Genomic DNA, 16502 nt, shown 5'->3' with positions numbered 1-16502 from the left:
CCACCGACAGGAGCCGCCATGACCGCCGCCTCGATCCGCCGCGCCAGATGCCTCCTGCTCCTCCTGGCCGTACTGCTGCTCGCCCTGACGCCGAACGCACCGTCCGTGGCCGCCGCTCCCGCCCGTGGCGCCGAGGTCGTCGCCGTCACCCAGGTCGCCGACCGCCAGGTGGATCTGTCCGTACGGTCCCCAGCTCTCGGCGGCCGGACCGTCAAGGTCCGTCTTCTCACGCCCGACGGCTGGACCCTGGACGACCGCCGCCGGCACTGGCCGACCCTGTGGCTGCTGCACGGCTGCTGCGGCGACTACACATCGTGGACGAGCCGGACCGACGTCGCACGCGTCGACAGCCTGCGCGACGTCCTCGTGGTCATGCCGGAGGCCGGCTGGAACGGCTGGTACAGCGACTGGTGGAACTACGGGCAGGGTGGCGACCCCGCCTGGGAGACGTTCCACACCAAGGAGTTGCGCCGGCTTCTTGAACACGACTGGGGAGCGGGACCGCGTCGCGTGGTGGCCGGACTGTCCATGGGAGGGCAGGGTGCGCTGATGTACGCGGCCCGCCACCCGGGCATGTTCAAGGCGGCAGCGGCGTACTCCGGATCCGTGCACCCGTTGCTGAACGACGAGTCGGTGAACCGCATCATGGGCTTCTTCGGGGGCCAGGGCGACGACCCGCGCCGGGTCTGGGGCGACCCTGTGGCGCAACGGGATGTGTGGGCCGCCCATGACCCGTACTACCTGGCCGAGCGACTCAGGCCGATCCCCGTGTACCTGTCGTGCGGCGACGGCACCGCCGGCCCGCTGGACCCGCCGGGTGCCACGAACGCCCTCGAAGCCGACTTCGACCGGCAGAACCACGCCCTGGCGGGCGCGCTCGAAAGGGCGGGCGCCCGCCATGTGACGACCAACTTCTACGGGCCGGGGACCCACAGTTGGCCGTACTGGGAGCGAGAGCTGCACGCCTCGCTGCCGATGCTCCTGGGGGCGTTGCGGGTCCCGAGCTGAGGTGACGCGCGGCGGGCGCCGGGGGGTGGGGGCGGCCCGGAGCGGTTCCGGGCCGTGTCATCATTCAATGACATCGCCTGATGACAAGAACGGGAACCCTCCCTTGCAGCCCTCCATACCGGCGTCCGCGCACACGTCCGCCGCAACGGCTCCGACACCGGCACTTCGGCATCCGCGGGCCCTTGTGCCCGTCCTCGTCTCGCTCGGCATGCTCGTCGCCGTGGTCAGCAGCCTCGGCGCACCGCTCATCCCGACCATCGCGGCCGAGGACCACGTCGCCGTCTCCACCGCACAGTGGGCGCTGACGCTGACGATGCTGGTCGGAGCCATCGCCACACCGGTCATGGGGCGCCTCGGCGACGGCCCGCACCGCAAGAACGTGATCCTCACGGGTCTTGCCGTGGTCCTGGTGGGCAGTCTCCTGGCGGCCCTGCCTCTCGGGCTGACCTGCCTTCTCTTGGGCCGGGCGCTGCAGGGCGTCGGCATGGGTCTCGTCCCGCTCGCCATCGCCACCGCCCGTGACGCACTGCCGCCGGAGCGGGCACGGTCTGCGGTGGCGACCCTCTCCCTGACCACCGCCGCGGGCATCGGCCTCGGCTATCCGATCACCGGCCTGTTCGCCCAGTACCTCGGCATGTACGCGGGATTCTGGTTCGCGGTCGCCACGGCCGCCGCCGCGTTCATCGCCACCGTGACCGTCGTGCCCGCGGCGCCGAACCGCCCCGCCACCCGCATGGACTTTCCCGGCGCGCTGCTGCTCGCCGGCGGCATGGCGGCCCTCCTGGTGACGCTGGCCGAGGGAGAGCGGTGGGGCTGGGGATCCGCGCCGCTGCTCGCACTGGCCGTCGCGGCCGTCGTCCTGCTCGCCGGGTGGGTGCTGCACTCGATGCATTCCACGCATCCGCTGGTGCGCGTACGGCTCATCAAGGATCGCGGCGTACTCGTCGCCAACCTGACCACGATGGTCGGGGGCGTCGGCACCTACCTGCTGATCGCCCTGGTCACCCGATACGTCCAGACGCCCGAGTCCGCGGGATACGGCTTCGGCTCGTCCATCGTCGTCACCGGCCTGCTCCTCGTGCCGTTCTCCGCGGCCAGCCTCGTCACCGGCCGCCTCGTGCGGATGCTCGGCGCAGCGGCGACGCCCGCCCGCATGCTGCCGCTGGGCTGCCTGCTCTCCCTCGCCGGCCTGGTCTGCTTCCTGCTCGCCCGCTCCAGCCTGTGGGGCATCGGCACGATGATGGCGCTCGCCGGACTCGGCGTGGGCGTCACCTTCGCGGTCACGCCCGGCCTGATCGTCGGTGGGGTGCCCGTGCAGGAGACGGGCAGTGCCATGAGTTTCAATCAGGTCATGAAGTACATCGGGTACTCGACCGGCAGCGCGCTCAGCGCGGTCATCCTCCAGGCCGCCACCGACCCCGGCGCGGCGCTGCCGGCCGACGACGGATACCGCAACGCGGGCCTCGCCGGCTGCGCCGCCTTCGTGATCACCGGCATTCTCGCCGTGGTACTCACTCGGACGGGTACCCGGCTGCGCCCCTCCGTGGTCGCGGCGGGGCAGACCACGCCGGTCGCCAAGGGTGAGCAGGCGCGCCCCGAGCCGAGCCGCCCATGAGCGCGGAGGCCGCGGGCCCGCGCCGGAACTCCGCCCGCACCCGCGAGGCGCTGCTGCGGGCGGCGACCGAACTCTTCTCCGAGCGCGGCTACGACCGCACGACCATCCGCGAGATCGGCGAGCGGGCAGGTGTGGACCCGGCCCTGATCGCGCGCTACTTCGGCAGCAAGCCCCTGCTGTACGTGGAGGTGCTGCGCGCCGAACACGGCGACACCGCGCCGGACGACCTGCTCACGGAGCCGCGCCTGCGCGAGGTCGCCGAGCGGGCGGAGCGGCGCGGTCCGGTCCCTCTGCTGAGGGTCGCTGTCCAGCCGTTGAGTGACGGGGCCGCGCAGGACGCCACCCGCGCGGCCCTGCGCGCCCGGCTCGTGGATCCGCTGCGGGCACGCTTCGCCCGGGAGGGCAGGGACCGGCCCGGGCTGCGGGCCGACGTGCTGGTGGCGGCGGTCGCCGGGGTGTTGCTCGCCCGCCATTCCGGGGCGTTCGAGGACCTCGCCGAGGCGGACGTGGACGAGGTCGTCGACGTACTGCTGGAGACGTTCGGCGGCGGGGGACCTGCCGGCGATCGGTGAACGCCGGCAGGACCACTGGTTCACGCGTCCGCGAGCCATTCGAGGGCGGCTACGACGAGTGCTTCCACGCCCGTGCTCAAGGTGGGCTCGACGAGTGGGGCGAAGTGGGGGGAGTGGTTGGCCGGCAGTTCGTCCAGCCGGTCTTCCGCGAGCGCGGTGAGAACCGTTTCGGTGTCCAGGCCGCCCCAGAACCAGAACACGGTGGGCACGCCGAGCACCTCACCGAATACGCCCACGTCCTCGCTCGCGTTCACCTGAGGCATCGGCATGATCCGCTGCGGCCCGAAGTGCTCCGCGAACGCGGCGACCGTGGTCTGCGTCGCATCCGGCTCGCTCACGAGCGCCGGAGCGGCGCCGGTCCAGTCGAATTCCGGCGGCTGCTCCGCGCCGCTCGCCTGCGACTCCGCCGTGGCGATGCGCTGGATCGCGTCGCGGACCTTGTCGCGGATCGCCGGGGTGAACGTACGGACGTTGACCCCCAACTCGGCCTTGTCGGGGATGATGTTGTCCTTTGTGCCCGCCTGCAGGCGACCCACCGTCACCACGGCCGTCTCCGCCGGAGGCACCTCCCGCGCGACGATGCCCTGCAGCCGCGTGACCACGTTCGCCGCCATGAGCACCGGGTCGATGGACGCCTCGGGCCGGGATCCGTGGCCGCCGCGACCGTGGAGGGTGATGTTCAGGGAATCCGCAGCAGCCATCACCGGGCCCGTGCCGTAACCGATGACCCCTGCGGGCAGTGGCCCGACGTGCTGGCCCAGCACGATCTCGGGCTTGGGGAACCGCTCGAACAGTCCGTCATCGACCATCCCGCGCGCGCCGACCGCGAGTTCCTCAGCCGGCTGGAACACAACCAGCAAGGTGCCGCGCCACTGATCACGCGACTGCGCGAGCAGCATGGCGGCGCCGGTCAGGCAGGCGGCGTGCATGTCATGACCGCAGGCATGCATCACCGGAACGTCACGGCCCTCGTTGTCCACACCACGCGCCTGGCTGGCGTAGGGCAGCCCGGTCTTCTCCTCGACCGGCAGCGCGTCGAAGTCCGCGCGGAGCATGACCACCGGCCCCTCACCGTTGCGCAACAGCCCGACCACGCCGGTGACGCCGATTCCTTCGGCCACCTCGTCGAATCCCGCGTCGCGCAAGCGCTGCGCCAGCAGACCGGCGGTTCGTGTCTCCTGGAGCGAGAGTTCCGGGTTCTGGTGCAGATCCTGGTAGAAGGCGGCGAGTTCATCGCGGATCTCCGGCAGTTGCGCGGTCACCGTCTTCGACATGGCTACCTGACCTTTCTGAGTACCGATGTGCGTACCGTAACTCCGCACACATGTGATCCGCGTCGCCCCCCGGGGCAGGTGGCGCTGATTGATGTACGTGCCAAGGCGGCTGTGCGGGGGTGTTGGACGAGCTCACCGAACTCATCGCAAGTCCCCGACCTGAGGAAGGCGTCCGCCCTGTCAGGGCTTCCAGTCGCCCGTGCGGTCCAGGCGGCGGCGTTGCTGTCCGGCGGTGGGTACGTCGAGGGCCTGGCCTCGTGCCGTGAGGCGGTCGGCGACCGTCGTGCGGTGCTCGGCGGGCTTGTTGTCGTCGTACTTGAACTTGGCGCGCACCTCGGTGACGTCCAGGCGCAGGCCGCGGATGCCGGACAGCATGCGGCCGTACGGCGGCTGGTCCACGGCGACGAGGGCGTGGTCGCCGTTCGGCTGGAAGTGGGCGAGCTGGCGGCGCAGGAGTTCGGCCTTGGCCTCGGGGGCGTCGACGATGTGGGCGCGGCAGGTGAACCGGACGGCCGCGTAGTAGCTGGTGGGGACGCCGTCGGTGGGCGGCGTGTCGGGCTTGGCGCGCCAGGGGCCGGGGACGAAGGCGTAGTCGCCGATGACGGTGAACGTAACGTTCGGGTCGTACTCGATCGCCTCCCAGACCGGGTTGGGGCGGGCGAGGTGGATCAAGAGCCGGCTGTTGTCGCTGGTGAAGTGAGTGGGGACGACCATCGGAGCCTGGCCGGGGAGGCCGTTGACACTGAGCTGGCCGAAGTCGTGGCCGTCGGCGATCCACGTCTGCCATTCGGCGTCGTCCAGTGCGGCGTCCCAGGGCTGGATGAACACGCTCTGCTCCTTGCGGGGTTGTGGGCCGGTCCAGGGTCTTTCGTCTGCGGGAAGCCTAGGTGAGAGCGAGGAGGCTGACGGCGACGGCTGCGGTCCCCAGGCCGACGAGCCGGCCGCGGGAGACGGAGAAGACGGGACAGTCGGCGGCGACTCTATGTGTTGGCTCCCGACCGGCCTCGGGTCCGGGTCAGGATTCCGCGCAACTCCGCCTCGGGGAGCTTCGGTCGGCGGTCCGCGGTGAACAGGCCGTTGATCTCCTGCTCGGTGTCGGTGAACTGGGTGAAGCAGAAACCGGCGAGGCCGGAGTCCACCGCGGCCGCCACCAACCCGGCCAGGCGCTCGGAGAACTCTTCCTTCGTGCTCACGGTGTCGTAGCCGAACCACTCGGCGCCTTCGGCCGGTTCGAAGGTGGCCCCGCCGAACTCACTCAGTACGACGGGCTGCCCCTGGTGGCGCACGCCGTCCAGGACGAGCCGTTTGGCACCGGGCCACTGCTCGACGATCTCGCCCTGCCGCAACGAGGAGTGCCCGTAACGCTCGCGCAGTACCTGCGCATGCTGCGTGTAGTCGTGCACACCCCAGATGTCGGCGGCGGAGATCTCCCAGCCGTCGTTGGAGACGGACGGGCGTGACGGGTCGAGGGCCTTGGTCAGGTGGTAGAGGCTGTCCATGAAGTGCCGTTGGGCGGGGACGAGCGCCGGGTTCGGGACGGACCAGGACTCGTTGATCGGAACCCACGCGACGATCGACGGGTGGCTGAGGTCGCGGGAGATCGCCTCGGTCCATTCGCCGACCACTCGCTCGACGGTCTGCGTGCCGAACGTGTACGCCGACGGCATCTCCTCCCAGAGCATCAGCCCCAGCCGGTCGGCCCAGTAGAGGAAGCGGGGATCCTCGATCTTCTGATGGATGCGCAGCCCGTTGAGACCGATCGACTTGGCCAGTTCGGCGTCCCGGCGCAACGCGTCTGCCGGGGCCGCCAGATGGGATGCGGGCCAGTAGCCCTGCTGGAGCGCGAAACGCAGGAAGTACGGCTTGTGGTTGAGGAGGAAGACACCGTCGTCCCAGCCGATGTCGCGCAGACCGAGGTAGGACGTGACGCGGTCGACGGGGGTGTCGTCGGCCGCGTCGTTCAGAGTCACGATCGCGTCCACGAGATGGGGTTGCTCGGGGCTCCAGAGCAGGTCGTCGAGGTCCTGAGCGTGCCGAAGGGCCGGCACCGCGACATCGAACTCCGTCTCCTGGCCGTCGGCCAGCGTGCGCTGTTCGGCGAGCACCCGATCGCCTCGGGCGAGGCGCACCGTGACGGTCAACGGGCGTCGCGGCCACTCACTCAGCCGGATCCGACAGCGCACGCGGGCGTGGGCGACATCGGGGATCCAGTGCAGGACCGTGATGTGCTCGTCCGGCACGTCCTCCAGCCATACCGGCTGCCAGATGCCTGAGGTGCGGTGGTACCAGATGATGTGCGGGTCCCGCCGCCAGTCCTGCTTGCCGCGAGGTTGCGTGGCGTCGAGCGGCTGGTCCTCGGCCCGGACGACGACGGTCTGCTCACCGTCCCGGTGGACGGCATCGGTGAGGTCGCAGGAGAAGCCAGTGTGGCCGCCTTCGTGGCGTTCTACGAGTTGTCCGTTCACCCACACCTCGGCCCGGTGGTCGACTGCGCCGAAGTGCAACAGCAGGCGCCGGCCCGCTGTCGGCCGGGTGACCTCGATCGTGCGCCGGTACCAGAGCACGGGGTGGAAGGCCGTGTCGCCGACGCCGGAGGCCTCGGACTCGGGCGGGTAGGGCACGGTGATGGTGGCGGTGAAGGGTTCGGTGGTTTCCGGGTCCATCCAGCGGTCGGCGCGGCCGCGGTTCGCGTCGTCGTAGGCGAACTGCCACGGACCGCTCAGGTCACGCCAGTTGGGGTCGCGGACGAGCTGCGGCCTAGGGTGGCCGGCGGCGTCCAGATGGGAGTACGGCATGCGGGAACTCCGGTGGTGTCGTACGGGAGTACGGAGGAAGTGGGCGTCGCCGCGGATCAGTCCGCGGTGGAGCGGAGCCCCACGACTGTGGCGGCGAACGCCAGCGGACCGGACAGCAGTGGAGCCAGCAGGGGAATCGACCATGCGAGGAGCAGGCTCAGGAGTACGGCACCGGCGAGGAGGAGCGAGCCGCGCGGGTCGGCGACGCTGCGGACGAATCCCTCGCGTGCGGACAGCCGGTGCGGAGCCTCCAGCGCCGTAGCGCGCAGCCCCACGACCGCGGCGCCCAGCGTGAGCAGCGCCAGCGCGGGTGACATGACGGCCGCTCCGGGCAGCGAACTGCGCAACAGCGCGGCGTCGATCAGGAGGACGAGTGCGAGCAGCGGCGGAACACACCCGGCGGCCAGCACCCGCGCGGTCATGTGTGCGCGCAGGTGAGCGACGTACGTACCGGCCCTGACCGGGAGGCCATGGACAGCGGTCTGACGGAGGGCGGTCGACGCGGCGGCGAATGCGGCGGGTGCCGTGACGACCGGGAGGCAGGCGGCGGTGGTGAGCAGGCCGACCAGGAGCACGTCGGCGAAGAGGGAGAAGCTCGGCCCGAAGACCTCGCCGGGCTCCCGGCGATCGCGGCTGTCCCGGCTGGACGCGGTGGGCGCGTGGGTCATGGTGGCTCAGCCCTTCAGCCCGGAGGTGGCCATGCCCTGCACCAGATAGCGCTGGAAGACGAAGAAGAACAGCACGATCGGCAGGACCGAGATCACCGACATGGCGAACATGGGCCCGTACGCGGACGTGCTGGACTGGTCGACGAAGCTGCGCAGGGCGAGGGTGATGGTGAACTTCTCCGGCGCGAACAGATAGATCATCTGCGTGAAGAAGTCGTTCCACGTCCAGATGAACGTGAAGATGGCGGTGGTGATCAGCGCGGGCCGGGTCAGGGGGAGCGTGATCGACCAGTACGTGCGGAAGGCGCCGCAGCCGTCGATGCGGGCGGACTCCTCCAGCTCGCGCGGCAGTCCGCGCATGAACTGGACGATCAGGCATGCTCGGCTTGAAGTACGAGCCCTGGTGGCCGTCGGTCGTGGGGACCGGTGCGAAGTGGACGGAGTCGCCCAGCAGGGCCGGGTAGCTGGGGAACGGCGCGTCCCAGGTGAAGTCGGCGGCGGCGAGATGGCGGCCCATCGGGCTCGTCTCGGTGCTGTTGGCCTGCGCGGTGTCCCTGGCCTGAGCGATGGTGCCGTCCTTGCGCAGCCGGTCGCAGAACGTCCAGAACGCGGTGAGGTCGTCCTCGGTGAACCCGAGCTCGGTCTGGCTCGCGTAGAGCTTTCCGCCGCGGCTGCGCAACCAGGTCTCGAAAACGTCCTCGTTGGTCCCGCCGTCATTGGCACCCGCGAAGGGGCGGCCGTCGGGAGACTTCAGTCCCAGGGCGACGATCTTCCTGTTGGCCCTTTCCCAGTCCAGCCACGTCCAACTGGGTTTCGGTGACGGGATGTTGGCCTTCTCGTAGACGGCGGAGTCATAGGCGTAGCCGGTGATGCCGCGGCCCATGGGAAGGGCGTACTGCCCGCCCTTGTACGTGCCGGTGCGCAGGAAGTCCCTGCTCATGTCGGACGTGCGGATCGTCCCGTTCTTGATGGCGTCGTCCAGTGACATCAGCGCGTCCCCGCCCGCGTACTGGGACACCTGCCGGTAGTCGAGCTGCGCCACATCGGGCATGCCGCCGCCGGCCGCCTGCGTGGCCAGTTTCTGCAGGTACGCGCCGAAGTCCCCGCTCGATGTGCGGACGGTGACGCCGGGGTGTTCCTTCTCGAAGAGCCGCACGGCCTGCTCGGTGCGCGCGGCACGGTCGTCGTTGCCCCACCAGGAGAACGTGAGGGTGACGCCGCCGGATGTACTGCCGCTCGCGGTGGCGCAGGCGGTGAGCGTGGAGTTCAGCGCGGTGCTGAGGCCGACGGCGGCCGCGGCCAGGACGGCCCGGCGGGGGAGTGGGCGCCGGCCGCTTCGGGGCTCGGGCATGGGGGGCCTCCCAGGGGACGGTGCGTGGATGGAGGGGGAGGGGCGGGGTGGTGAGCAGCCTCGTGGCCGGTGGGAGATGGGCGGGGTGGTGACCAGCCTCGCGGCGGGGGTGTGAGCTGGGCGGGGTGGTGACCAGCCTCGTGGCCGGAGGCAGATGGACACGGGGTAGTGACCAGCCTCGTGGCCGGTGGGAGATGGGCGGGGTGGTGACCAGCCTCGCGGCAGGGTGTGAGCTGGGCGGGGTGGTGACCAGCCGCGAGGCCGGTCGTCAGATGCCGAGGTAGACGTCCAGTCGGCCGCACATGCCGAAGCGTCCCCGGGCGGTGGGCCCGGTCGCGGTGACCCTGGCCCGGGCCAGGTGTCCGGCGTCCTTCGCACGCAGAGCGCCGAGTTGGGACCCGGTCGCCGCCGCGGCGGCATGTGCGCCGTCCTGCCAGCGCTGCTCCCAGGCGTCGAGGCGCGGGCGGATCAACTCGGTGGCGGCCCGCTGGAACGCCGCCAGCGGTTCCGGATCGCCGCCCTCGGTGGCTTCGCGCAGTTCCAGGAACCGGCGGGTCGCCAGATCGCGGCGGGCGCGGGCGACCTCCACCTGCCGGGCTTCCGGGACGTCGGTGGGGATACGGATCGCGGTCGCGTAGGTCTCGGCGTCGGTGAGGAGGTCCTGGGGGAGGGTGAGCACCGCGTCGCCCGCTTCGGGCAGGCCGCTGTTCTGCATCACGACGGTGATCTGCAGGCCGCCGGCATTGGTGAGTCGATGGATCGTGCCCGGCGTGAACCAGGCCACGGTGCCCGGCTCCAGAGGTGTCTCCTGGTAGCCGGACGTGGTCAGGGTCTGCACGGTGCCACGCCCGGCCGTCACCACGTATCCCTCGCTGCACGTGAGGTGCAGATGCGGGGTGCCGCCGCCGGGCAGCCCGTCGACCGTGGGCCAGTCGTAGACCGTCAGGTGGGACACACCCACCGCCGCCGGGAAGCCGTCGTACGTCGCGCTCACCACGCGTGCCCCCGCAGGTGCGCGGCGACCTGCTCGCGGTCCCAGGCGCCGTCGGCGATCGTCACGCGGTAGCTACGGGTAAGGGTGTCGCCCGGCGCGAGGACGAGTTCCTCGTGGAAGGCCCAGGACGGCGCCACCGCGGCGAACGGGTCGCTGCGCACGAACCAGTGAGCGGGGTGCGTTCCCTTGTCGCCCGCGTGGTCGTTGGCGGTGGCGTGCTCGAAGACAAGGGTGGCGTGACCGTCGCGCCCGTCGTGCTCACCGACGTACGCCAGCCAGGGTGCTTGACTGCCCATCAGATCTCCGCCGTCCGCTTCGGCGGTGAAGACCCGCCCGTCGCGGAAGGCCCGCGGCCCGCGCCAGAACAGGCCGGTGTATCCGGCCGCGGGACGGCCATGGGTGGTGGGGCTGCCGAAGTGCAGCGGTTCGTCGCGCCGGTTGGTGACGGCCGAGGTCCACGTGAGCGACCAGCTGCCGGAATCCGCGTCCACGTCGCGCACCTCGATGCGGCGTTCCTCGTCGGCCCACAGTTCCTCGGTGTGCGGGTGCCAGGTCAGACGCTCGGCGATGACGGCGCGGCCGTCCGTGGCGGAGACCTCCTCGAAGGCGACGTGGGCCATCGAGCCGACCTTCTCGGGCTGGGCGAGGTATCCGTCGCCGTGCACGTAGGTGTTGCCGCCCCACAGGTTCTGGCCCGACAGGTGAGAGGCCGTCAGCTGCAGTCCCTTGTGCCAACGGTGGTCGTTGGGGCGGTAGTCGGTGACGACCGCGCCGGAGAGGGTGCGGATCGGGTGCAGGTACGGCTTGGGGGCCTCCCATGCGGCTTCGGGACGGTACACGTAGGCGAACAGCTCGGTGCCGGTGGCCGCGTGGGCGACGGTGATGCGGTCGCCGTGGGCGTGGGTCAGTGCGAGCGTCATGCGGGGTCCTCCTCCTGGTGGGGGCCGGCAGGCGCCCATCCCTGGGCGTCGCCGTGCAGGGCGGTGTAGTAGGGGTCGCCAGGGGCTATGTCACCGGCGCGGACGGGCACGTCGGTGAACGCGGACTTGTACAGAGCGGTGATGAACTCGAGCGTCTGGCGTCCGCCCGCGCCGCTGGTGGCGTGGCGTCGTCCGGCCTTGATGTCGGCGACGAGCGCCCGCAGTTGGGCGAGGTGCGAGCTGGGCTCGTCCTCGCCGAAGTCGTGCCAGCCGGCGACGGTCTCCTCGGGGACGCCGGGAGCGGGCGTGATGCGCCAGTCGGCGTTGCGGTAGCCGTACAGGTGCGTCAGCTCGATCGTCGCGAGTTCGCAGTCGATGCGGATGCGGCTGACCTCGTCGGGGCTCAGCACGCTGTTGACGACCGTGCCGACGGCACCGTCGGCGAACCGGATCTGCGCGGTGGACACGTCCTCGGTCTCCACGTCGTGCACGAGCCGCGCGGCCATGCCGCGCACCTCGGTCCACGGCCCCATCAGATCGAGCAGCAGATCCGTCTGATGGATGCCGTGACCCATCGCCGGGCCGCCGCCCTCGGTCGCCCAACGGCCGCGCCACGGCACGGCGTAGTAGGCGGTGTCCCGGTACCAGGTGGTCTGGCAGTGCGCCACCAGCGGCCGGCCGAACGCGCCCTCGCGCAGCAGCCGGCGGATGTGCCGGGCGCCGGAGCCGAAGCGGTGCTGGAAGACGATCGACGCGTACGGGTCCCCGTCGCCGCCCTTCTCGGCCGCCTCGACGGCGTCGTAGTCGGCCAGAGACGGGCATGGCGGCTTCTCGCACCAGACCCAGGCACCGGCTCGTAGCGCCGCGACGGACTGTTCACGGTGCACGGCGGGCGGGGTGCACAACACGACGAGATCCGGGCGTACTTCGGCGAGCATCGCGTCGAGATCCGTGGACGCGTAGGGAATCTGGAACGCGTCGGCGAAGGCACGTACGGCGGTGTCGTCCACGTCCACCACGGCCACGACGTCCGTCTCCCCTTCCGTGGCCAGCTTCTGCAAGGCCGGCAGATGGCTGGACCGCGCGATACCACCCGCTCCGACGACGGCCGCGCGGAGCGGACGGTGGGGACGATCTGGAGACATGGGAACCCTCTCGAGAGACGGACGGCAAGCGCTTGCTGCGAGGTCGTTCCAACGTTGTAACTGCCACGTATCCGCAGGGTCAACCCCCTCGTCGGAAAGAGTTTGCCGACGGCGGGAACCCCGGTGATCCGTGCTCACGGGTGCATAATCTGGGGGAACTTCGCGTGCGGGGGGCGATCGAATGGCAGCAGTGACACTCAAAGACGTGGCGGAGCGCGCGGGGGTGTCGATCAAGACCGTGTCCAACGTTGTACGTGACGCCCCGAAGGTGTCCGAGGCGACGCGGACACGGGTGATGCGCGCAGTGGCGGAACTCGGCTACCGGCCCAATCCGTCGGCGCGAAGACTCAGAACCGGGCGCAGCGGCCTGATCGCGCTGGCGGTCCCGGACCTCGCGACGCCCTACTTCGCGGAGCTCGCACACCACGTGAGAACAGAGGCGGCGGCGCTGGGCTTCACCGTCCTGATCGAGGAGACCCTGGGGGACGCCGGCGAGGAGCTGCGTCTGGCCACGGGTGTCGGCGCGTCGTTGCTGGACGGCGTGATCCTGTCGCCGCTGCACGTCTCACCCGACGAACTCGCCTCCGTGGCCGACGAGTTCCCCCTGGTGCTGCTCGGCGAGCGCAGCTACGAACGCGATCGCGTAGTCGCAGACCACGTCCTGATCGACAACGTCGCCGCGGCTCGCGAGGCCACCGCGCACCTGGCCGGTCTCGGCCGCACCCGGATCGCCGCGATCGGTGTCGACCGACCGGAGTCCGCGACCAGCCGCCAGCGCCTGGCAGGGTTCCAACTGGCGCTGCACGAAGCAGGGTTGACCTACGACCCCAGGCTTGCGCCGCTGGTCAAGGAGTTCGACCGCCGTGACGGGCTCCTGGCGATGCGCACCCTGACAGCGCTGCCGGCGGATGTGCGGCCCGACGCGGTGTTCTGCTTCAGCGACCTGCTGGCCGTAGGAGCCCGACGGGCCGCGTTCGAAGCGGGATTGCACATCCCCCGGGACATCGCCTTGGCGAGTATCGATGGCTCCGCGGAGGCGCTGTACGGCACGCCGTCTCTCACCTCGGTGGTTCCTGACAAGGCCGCGATCGCCTCCCTGGCCGTGAAGTGCCTGGCGACCCGCATTCGCGCGGACGATGCCCCGCCGTTCGAGGTGCACGTGGCCCCCTACTGGCTGGAGGTGCGGGAATCCACGAGCGGTGAGCGGCAGCCGCTGCCCGCCGCCTGACGGACCGGCGCCCGGCCTGCGGCCCGCACGCGCGGGCCGCAGGCATCAAGGACGCGGACCGGCGGTTCGGGAACGGGCCTCACCCATGGGTGACGCGCACCGGCTCGAAGGTCACGGCGGTCTGTGGACCATCGGCCCACAGCACGCGCAACTCCCCCTCGCCGAACCGCACGTCGGACACCACGTCGCTGAGCGGAGCGCTGGGCTCGTCGGCGCTCAACGACGCCAGCGCCACGAAAACCGCCGTTCCCTCGGCCTCGCCGGAGAGTCGCGGCACCCGCACCCACCGCTCGTACGCCGTGCCCTGCGGCGCCCGCACCTCGTCCCGTTCGCCCCACCCGTACAGGCCGTGCAGCTGCGAACTCAAGGCGTCCGAGGCCCACCCGGTGAGCGTGACCCCCGCCCCGTGCGGTGCCCCCACGACCCGGTGCACCCGCAGCTCGTACCGGCCCCGGGCCACGGTCACGCTCTCGACGCGCAGCCCCGGCACCATCGGCGGGCCCGAGGCGAACACCGGCAGGTGCGAGGACGCGGCCCAGCCCCACCCGTCACCCTGGCCCGCGCCCAGCGGACGGATCCGGCGCCGCACGCTGGCCGCGCCGCCGACCACGATGGAAAGATGGTTGTCGGCGACATTCGTCCGGGACGTCGGGCCCGTGGCCGTCGAGTACGCGTGACGGCCGTACAGCGGGTCGTCCTGAGCGGCCGACTCCGATTCGTGCGGGCGGACGTGGTCGCTGCCGTGGTTGTGGAGCCGTACGATCCCGTCGGCCCGCGTCGACTGGACGAGCAGCCCCGGCGCGGGCAGTGCGAGCACCCGGTCCGGGCCCTCGCTCGGCGCGGGCTCCTCGGTCGCCGTCCACAGCGGATCGTCCTCCGGCGCGAGCAGCGCCACGAACCCCTTCGACGCCCAGTACGGTGATGCCGGCCCCGAGTACGTCTGCAACGTCGCGTCATGCGGGCCGTGCCAGCCCAGGCTCAAAAGCCCGTCGTCCGTCACCCCGCCCCGGTCGAGGAAGTAGCGCAGGCTCCCGCTGATGAGGCGGCGCGACGTGCCCGGCGTCAGCGGAGTGTGGCCGGTGACGGCGCCGATGCCGACGGCCGCCGACGCCGCGAACCGGTAGGTCAGCGAACGCCCGAAGTGGATCGGCGCCCCGTCGGCGCCGAAGAGCAGCGAGAACCCTTCGAGGTGCTCACGCAGACGGGGCCCGAACCGGGCGGCCAGCGCGGTGTCGCCGGACAGGTGCGCGTGCAGCATCGGGTACAGGTGCAGCGCCCACCCGTTGTAGTGGTCGAAGGCCTGCCCGTCGCCGTCCGCATACCAGCCGTCGCCCCGGTACCACGTCTCCATCAGCCCGAGTGCCCGCTCCATGGCGCGCGTTGTGGCCTCGTCGCCGCGGCCGACCGACTCCAGGAACGACGCCACCGTGAACGGGAACAGGTACCAGTTGTTGGGTGCGGGCGTGTGATTGATCGCGCCGCGCAGCCAGCTCTCCGCCCGGTCCTGCACATCGGCGTCGAGCCGGTCCCACAGCCACGGCCGGGTCAGAGACAGGCCGAGCGCCACGGACGCCGACTCGACCATCGGCTGGCCCTGCACATGGTGGTCGAGGATCAGCGGCCATGACTCGGCGTCGTCCCGGCCGGGCGTCCGAGTGCCCGCCGTGAGGCCCTGTGCGTACCGCTCAAGCCAGCCGCGCGGGTCCTTTCCGCCGGCGCCCGCGACCCGGAAACCGGCCGCCAGGAACGTACGGGCGAAGCCTTCGAGGCCGTCCGAGCGGTCCCCGGACGCGGAGGGGCGTCCCGGAAGGTCGAGCAGGGCGCCCTCAGGTGTGGCCCAGCGCCACGCGGCGCCGAGCAGCCCGTCGGCGACGGCCTCCCAGTGTGCGCGCGTGTAGCCCGTCCGGGGACTCAACTCGCGGTCGTCTTCGGGCAGTTCGAACGGGATGGTCATGCGAGGAACGCCAGCCTTTCGCGTCGTACGGGATGGGCGAAGCCGTCGCCCGCGGCCCACCGGGCCACCTCGCCGACGGCCGTGTCGGCGAGGCGTTCCCACTCGTTGCCCTGGGAACCTGCGAGGTGGGGCGTGATCAGTGCGTTCGGACAGGCCCACAGGGGGTGAGCGGCGGGCAGGACTTCGGGGTCCGTCACGTCGAGCACCGCCCGGACACGGCCCGTGCTCACGACGTCGGTGAGTGCGTCCTGGTCGACGACGGCGCCGCGCGAGGTGTTGATGAGGGTGGCCCCCGCCCGCATGGAGCTGAGCAGCTCCCGGCTGACGAGGCCGCGTGTGGCCGGAAGCAGCGGCGTATGGACGCTCAACAGGTCGCTGCGCGCGAAGAGTTCGGACAGCTCCACCCACTCCACGCCCAGTTCGGCGGCCTCCGCCTCGGTGACGTACGGGTCGTGCAGCAGCACCTCGAAGTCGAAGGGTCGCAGCAGCTCGATCACCCGGCGGCCGATCAGGGACGCGGACAGCAGGCCCACCGTGCGGCGGTAGTTGCCCACCTCTTGCGTGGTCAGCAGCCAGTTGTCGCGCGCACGGGTCCGCCGGAAGTCGCGGGCCCGTTCGAGGACGTTCTTGCCGTGCAGCAGGATCATCGCGAGGGTGTACTCCGCGACCGGCAGCGCGTTGGCCGCGGCGGCCGAGGACACCTCGACGCCCTGTTCCCAGCAGGCGTCGGTGACATGCCCGCGCACCGAGCCGGCCGCGTGCACCACCGCCTTCAGGTGCGGCGCCGATGCCAGTACGTCCGCGTCGAGCGGCAGGCAGCCCCAGCCGGTGACCAGCACCTCGACATCGGCGAGGACATCCTTGGCCCGTACGGTCGTCAGGTCGTCCAGTACGGGCAGCGGCGCCAGATCGCACACCTCCGCGAGCGCGGCCACGGACCGCGGCGTGAAGACGGCCGCCGCGGCCTGGGGGGACATG

Annotated in this window: 13 protein-coding genes and 2 pseudogenes; 4 read left to right on the top strand and 11 right to left on the bottom strand. The window is 71.2% G+C overall.

Features of this window, described 5'->3' with window-relative positions; genetic code table 11:
• Nucleotides 1–18 precede the first annotated feature (18 nt).
• From OG698_RS02955 to OG698_RS02945, 3 genes are all read left to right on the top strand, one after another.
• Nucleotides 19–1008, top strand: a complete 990-nt coding sequence (locus OG698_RS02955; protein ID WP_406101224.1) for an alpha/beta hydrolase — start codon at nucleotides 19–21, stop codon at nucleotides 1006–1008.
• Nucleotides 1009–1192: 184 nt separating this feature from the next.
• The gene (locus OG698_RS02950; protein ID WP_406101222.1) at nucleotides 1193–2623 is read left to right on the top strand and encodes an MFS transporter; all 1431 of its coding nucleotides are present in this window, start codon (nucleotides 1193–1195) and stop codon (nucleotides 2621–2623) included.
• Nucleotides 2620–3195, top strand: coding sequence for a TetR/AcrR family transcriptional regulator (locus OG698_RS02945; RefSeq protein WP_100593583.1), 576 nt, complete (start codon nucleotides 2620–2622; stop codon nucleotides 3193–3195). Before OG698_RS02950 ends, OG698_RS02945 begins: the two co-directional genes overlap by 4 nt.
• A 20-nt stretch (nucleotides 3196–3215) precedes the next feature.
• On the opposite strand, the gene OG698_RS02940 is transcribed toward OG698_RS02945, so the two are convergent.
• The 9 genes and pseudogenes from OG698_RS02940 to OG698_RS02900 form a co-directional block, all read right to left on the bottom strand.
• The gene (locus OG698_RS02940) at nucleotides 3216–4469 is read right to left on the bottom strand and encodes an amidohydrolase (protein ID WP_406101221.1); all 1254 of its coding nucleotides are present in this window, start codon (nucleotides 4467–4469) and stop codon (nucleotides 3216–3218) included.
• A gap of 180 nt (nucleotides 4470–4649) precedes the next feature.
• Entirely contained in the window at nucleotides 4650–5297 is a 648-nt protein-coding gene (locus OG698_RS02935) for an FMN-binding negative transcriptional regulator (RefSeq protein ID WP_406101219.1), read from the bottom strand.
• Between the two features lie 152 nt (nucleotides 5298–5449).
• Complete coding sequence (locus OG698_RS02930) at nucleotides 5450–7264, bottom strand: glycoside hydrolase family 2 protein (RefSeq protein WP_406110801.1); 1815 nt, start codon at nucleotides 7262–7264, stop codon at nucleotides 5450–5452.
• Nucleotides 7265–7320: 56 nt separating this feature from the next.
• On the bottom strand, nucleotides 7321–7932 hold the full coding sequence (locus tag OG698_RS02925; RefSeq protein ID WP_406110799.1) for a hypothetical protein: 612 nt from the start codon (nucleotides 7930–7932) through the stop codon (nucleotides 7321–7323).
• Between the two features lie 6 nt (nucleotides 7933–7938).
• Nucleotides 7939–8307: pseudogene (locus OG698_RS02920) on the bottom strand (carbohydrate ABC transporter permease); the annotation flags it as partial.
• Between the two features lie 85 nt (nucleotides 8308–8392).
• A pseudogene (locus tag OG698_RS02915) lies at nucleotides 8393–9283 on the bottom strand (ABC transporter substrate-binding protein); the annotation flags it as partial.
• A gap of 268 nt (nucleotides 9284–9551) precedes the next feature.
• Nucleotides 9552–10280 (bottom strand): cupin domain-containing protein, encoded by a 729-nt coding sequence (locus OG698_RS02910; protein ID WP_406101217.1) that lies wholly within the window; start codon nucleotides 10278–10280, stop codon nucleotides 9552–9554.
• Nucleotides 10274–11197 (bottom strand): PmoA family protein, encoded by a 924-nt coding sequence (locus OG698_RS02905; protein WP_406101216.1) that lies wholly within the window; start codon nucleotides 11195–11197, stop codon nucleotides 10274–10276. The genes OG698_RS02910 and OG698_RS02905 overlap by 7 nt, the downstream gene beginning before the upstream one ends.
• A complete protein-coding gene (locus OG698_RS02900; protein WP_406101214.1) occupies nucleotides 11194–12342 on the bottom strand; it encodes a Gfo/Idh/MocA family protein in 1149 nt (382 codons plus the stop codon). The genes OG698_RS02905 and OG698_RS02900 overlap by 4 nt, the downstream gene beginning before the upstream one ends.
• A gap of 181 nt (nucleotides 12343–12523) precedes the next feature.
• Between OG698_RS02900 and OG698_RS02895 the strand changes: the two genes are divergently transcribed.
• The gene (locus OG698_RS02895; protein WP_406101213.1) at nucleotides 12524–13570 is read left to right on the top strand and encodes a LacI family DNA-binding transcriptional regulator; all 1047 of its coding nucleotides are present in this window, start codon (nucleotides 12524–12526) and stop codon (nucleotides 13568–13570) included.
• 79 nt (nucleotides 13571–13649) lie between these two features.
• On the opposite strand, the gene OG698_RS02890 is transcribed toward OG698_RS02895, so the two are convergent.
• A complete protein-coding gene (locus OG698_RS02890; RefSeq protein WP_406101212.1) occupies nucleotides 13650–15524 on the bottom strand; it encodes a DUF2264 domain-containing protein in 1875 nt (624 codons plus the stop codon).
• On the bottom strand, nucleotides 15521–16501 hold the full coding sequence (locus OG698_RS02885) for a hydroxyacid dehydrogenase (RefSeq protein ID WP_406110797.1): 981 nt from the start codon (nucleotides 16499–16501) through the stop codon (nucleotides 15521–15523). Before OG698_RS02885 ends, OG698_RS02890 begins: the two co-directional genes overlap by 4 nt.
• Nucleotide 16502: the final 1 nt, after the last annotated feature.

Source organism: Streptomyces sp. NBC_01003, assembly GCF_045162695.1.
Classification (GTDB): Bacteria; Actinomycetota; Actinomycetes; order Streptomycetales; family Streptomycetaceae; genus Streptomyces.
The sequence above is the reverse complement of the archived record's forward strand: the minus strand, read 5'-3'. Positions and strand labels throughout refer to the sequence as shown.

Bases quoted from the DNA above. Each gene is read 5' to 3' on its own strand.
- OG698_RS02930 (WP_406110801.1), bottom strand. From the start codon at position 7,264: ATGCCGTACTCCCATCTGGACGCCGCCGGCCACCCTAGGCCGCAGCTC.
- OG698_RS02895 (WP_406101213.1), top strand. From the start codon at position 12,524: ATGGCAGCAGTGACACTCAAAGACGTGGCGGAGCGCGCGGGGGTGTCG.
- OG698_RS02900 (WP_406101214.1), bottom strand. From the start codon at position 12,342: ATGTCTCCAGATCGTCCCCACCGTCCGCTCCGCGCGGCCGTCGTCGGA.
- OG698_RS02885 (WP_406110797.1), bottom strand. From the start codon at position 16,501: ATGTCCCCCCAGGCCGCGGCGGCCGTCTTCACGCCGCGGTCCGTGGCC.
- OG698_RS02905 (WP_406101216.1), bottom strand. From the start codon at position 11,197: ATGACGCTCGCACTGACCCACGCCCACGGCGACCGCATCACCGTCGCC.
- OG698_RS02890 (WP_406101212.1), bottom strand. From the start codon at position 15,524: ATGACCATCCCGTTCGAACTGCCCGAAGACGACCGCGAGTTGAGTCCC.
- OG698_RS02940 (WP_406101221.1), bottom strand. From the start codon at position 4,469: ATGTCGAAGACGGTGACCGCGCAACTGCCGGAGATCCGCGATGAACTC.
- OG698_RS02955 (WP_406101224.1), top strand. From the start codon at position 19: ATGACCGCCGCCTCGATCCGCCGCGCCAGATGCCTCCTGCTCCTCCTG.
- OG698_RS02925 (WP_406110799.1), bottom strand. From the start codon at position 7,932: ATGACCCACGCGCCCACCGCGTCCAGCCGGGACAGCCGCGATCGCCGG.
- OG698_RS02945 (WP_100593583.1), top strand. From the start codon at position 2,620: ATGAGCGCGGAGGCCGCGGGCCCGCGCCGGAACTCCGCCCGCACCCGC.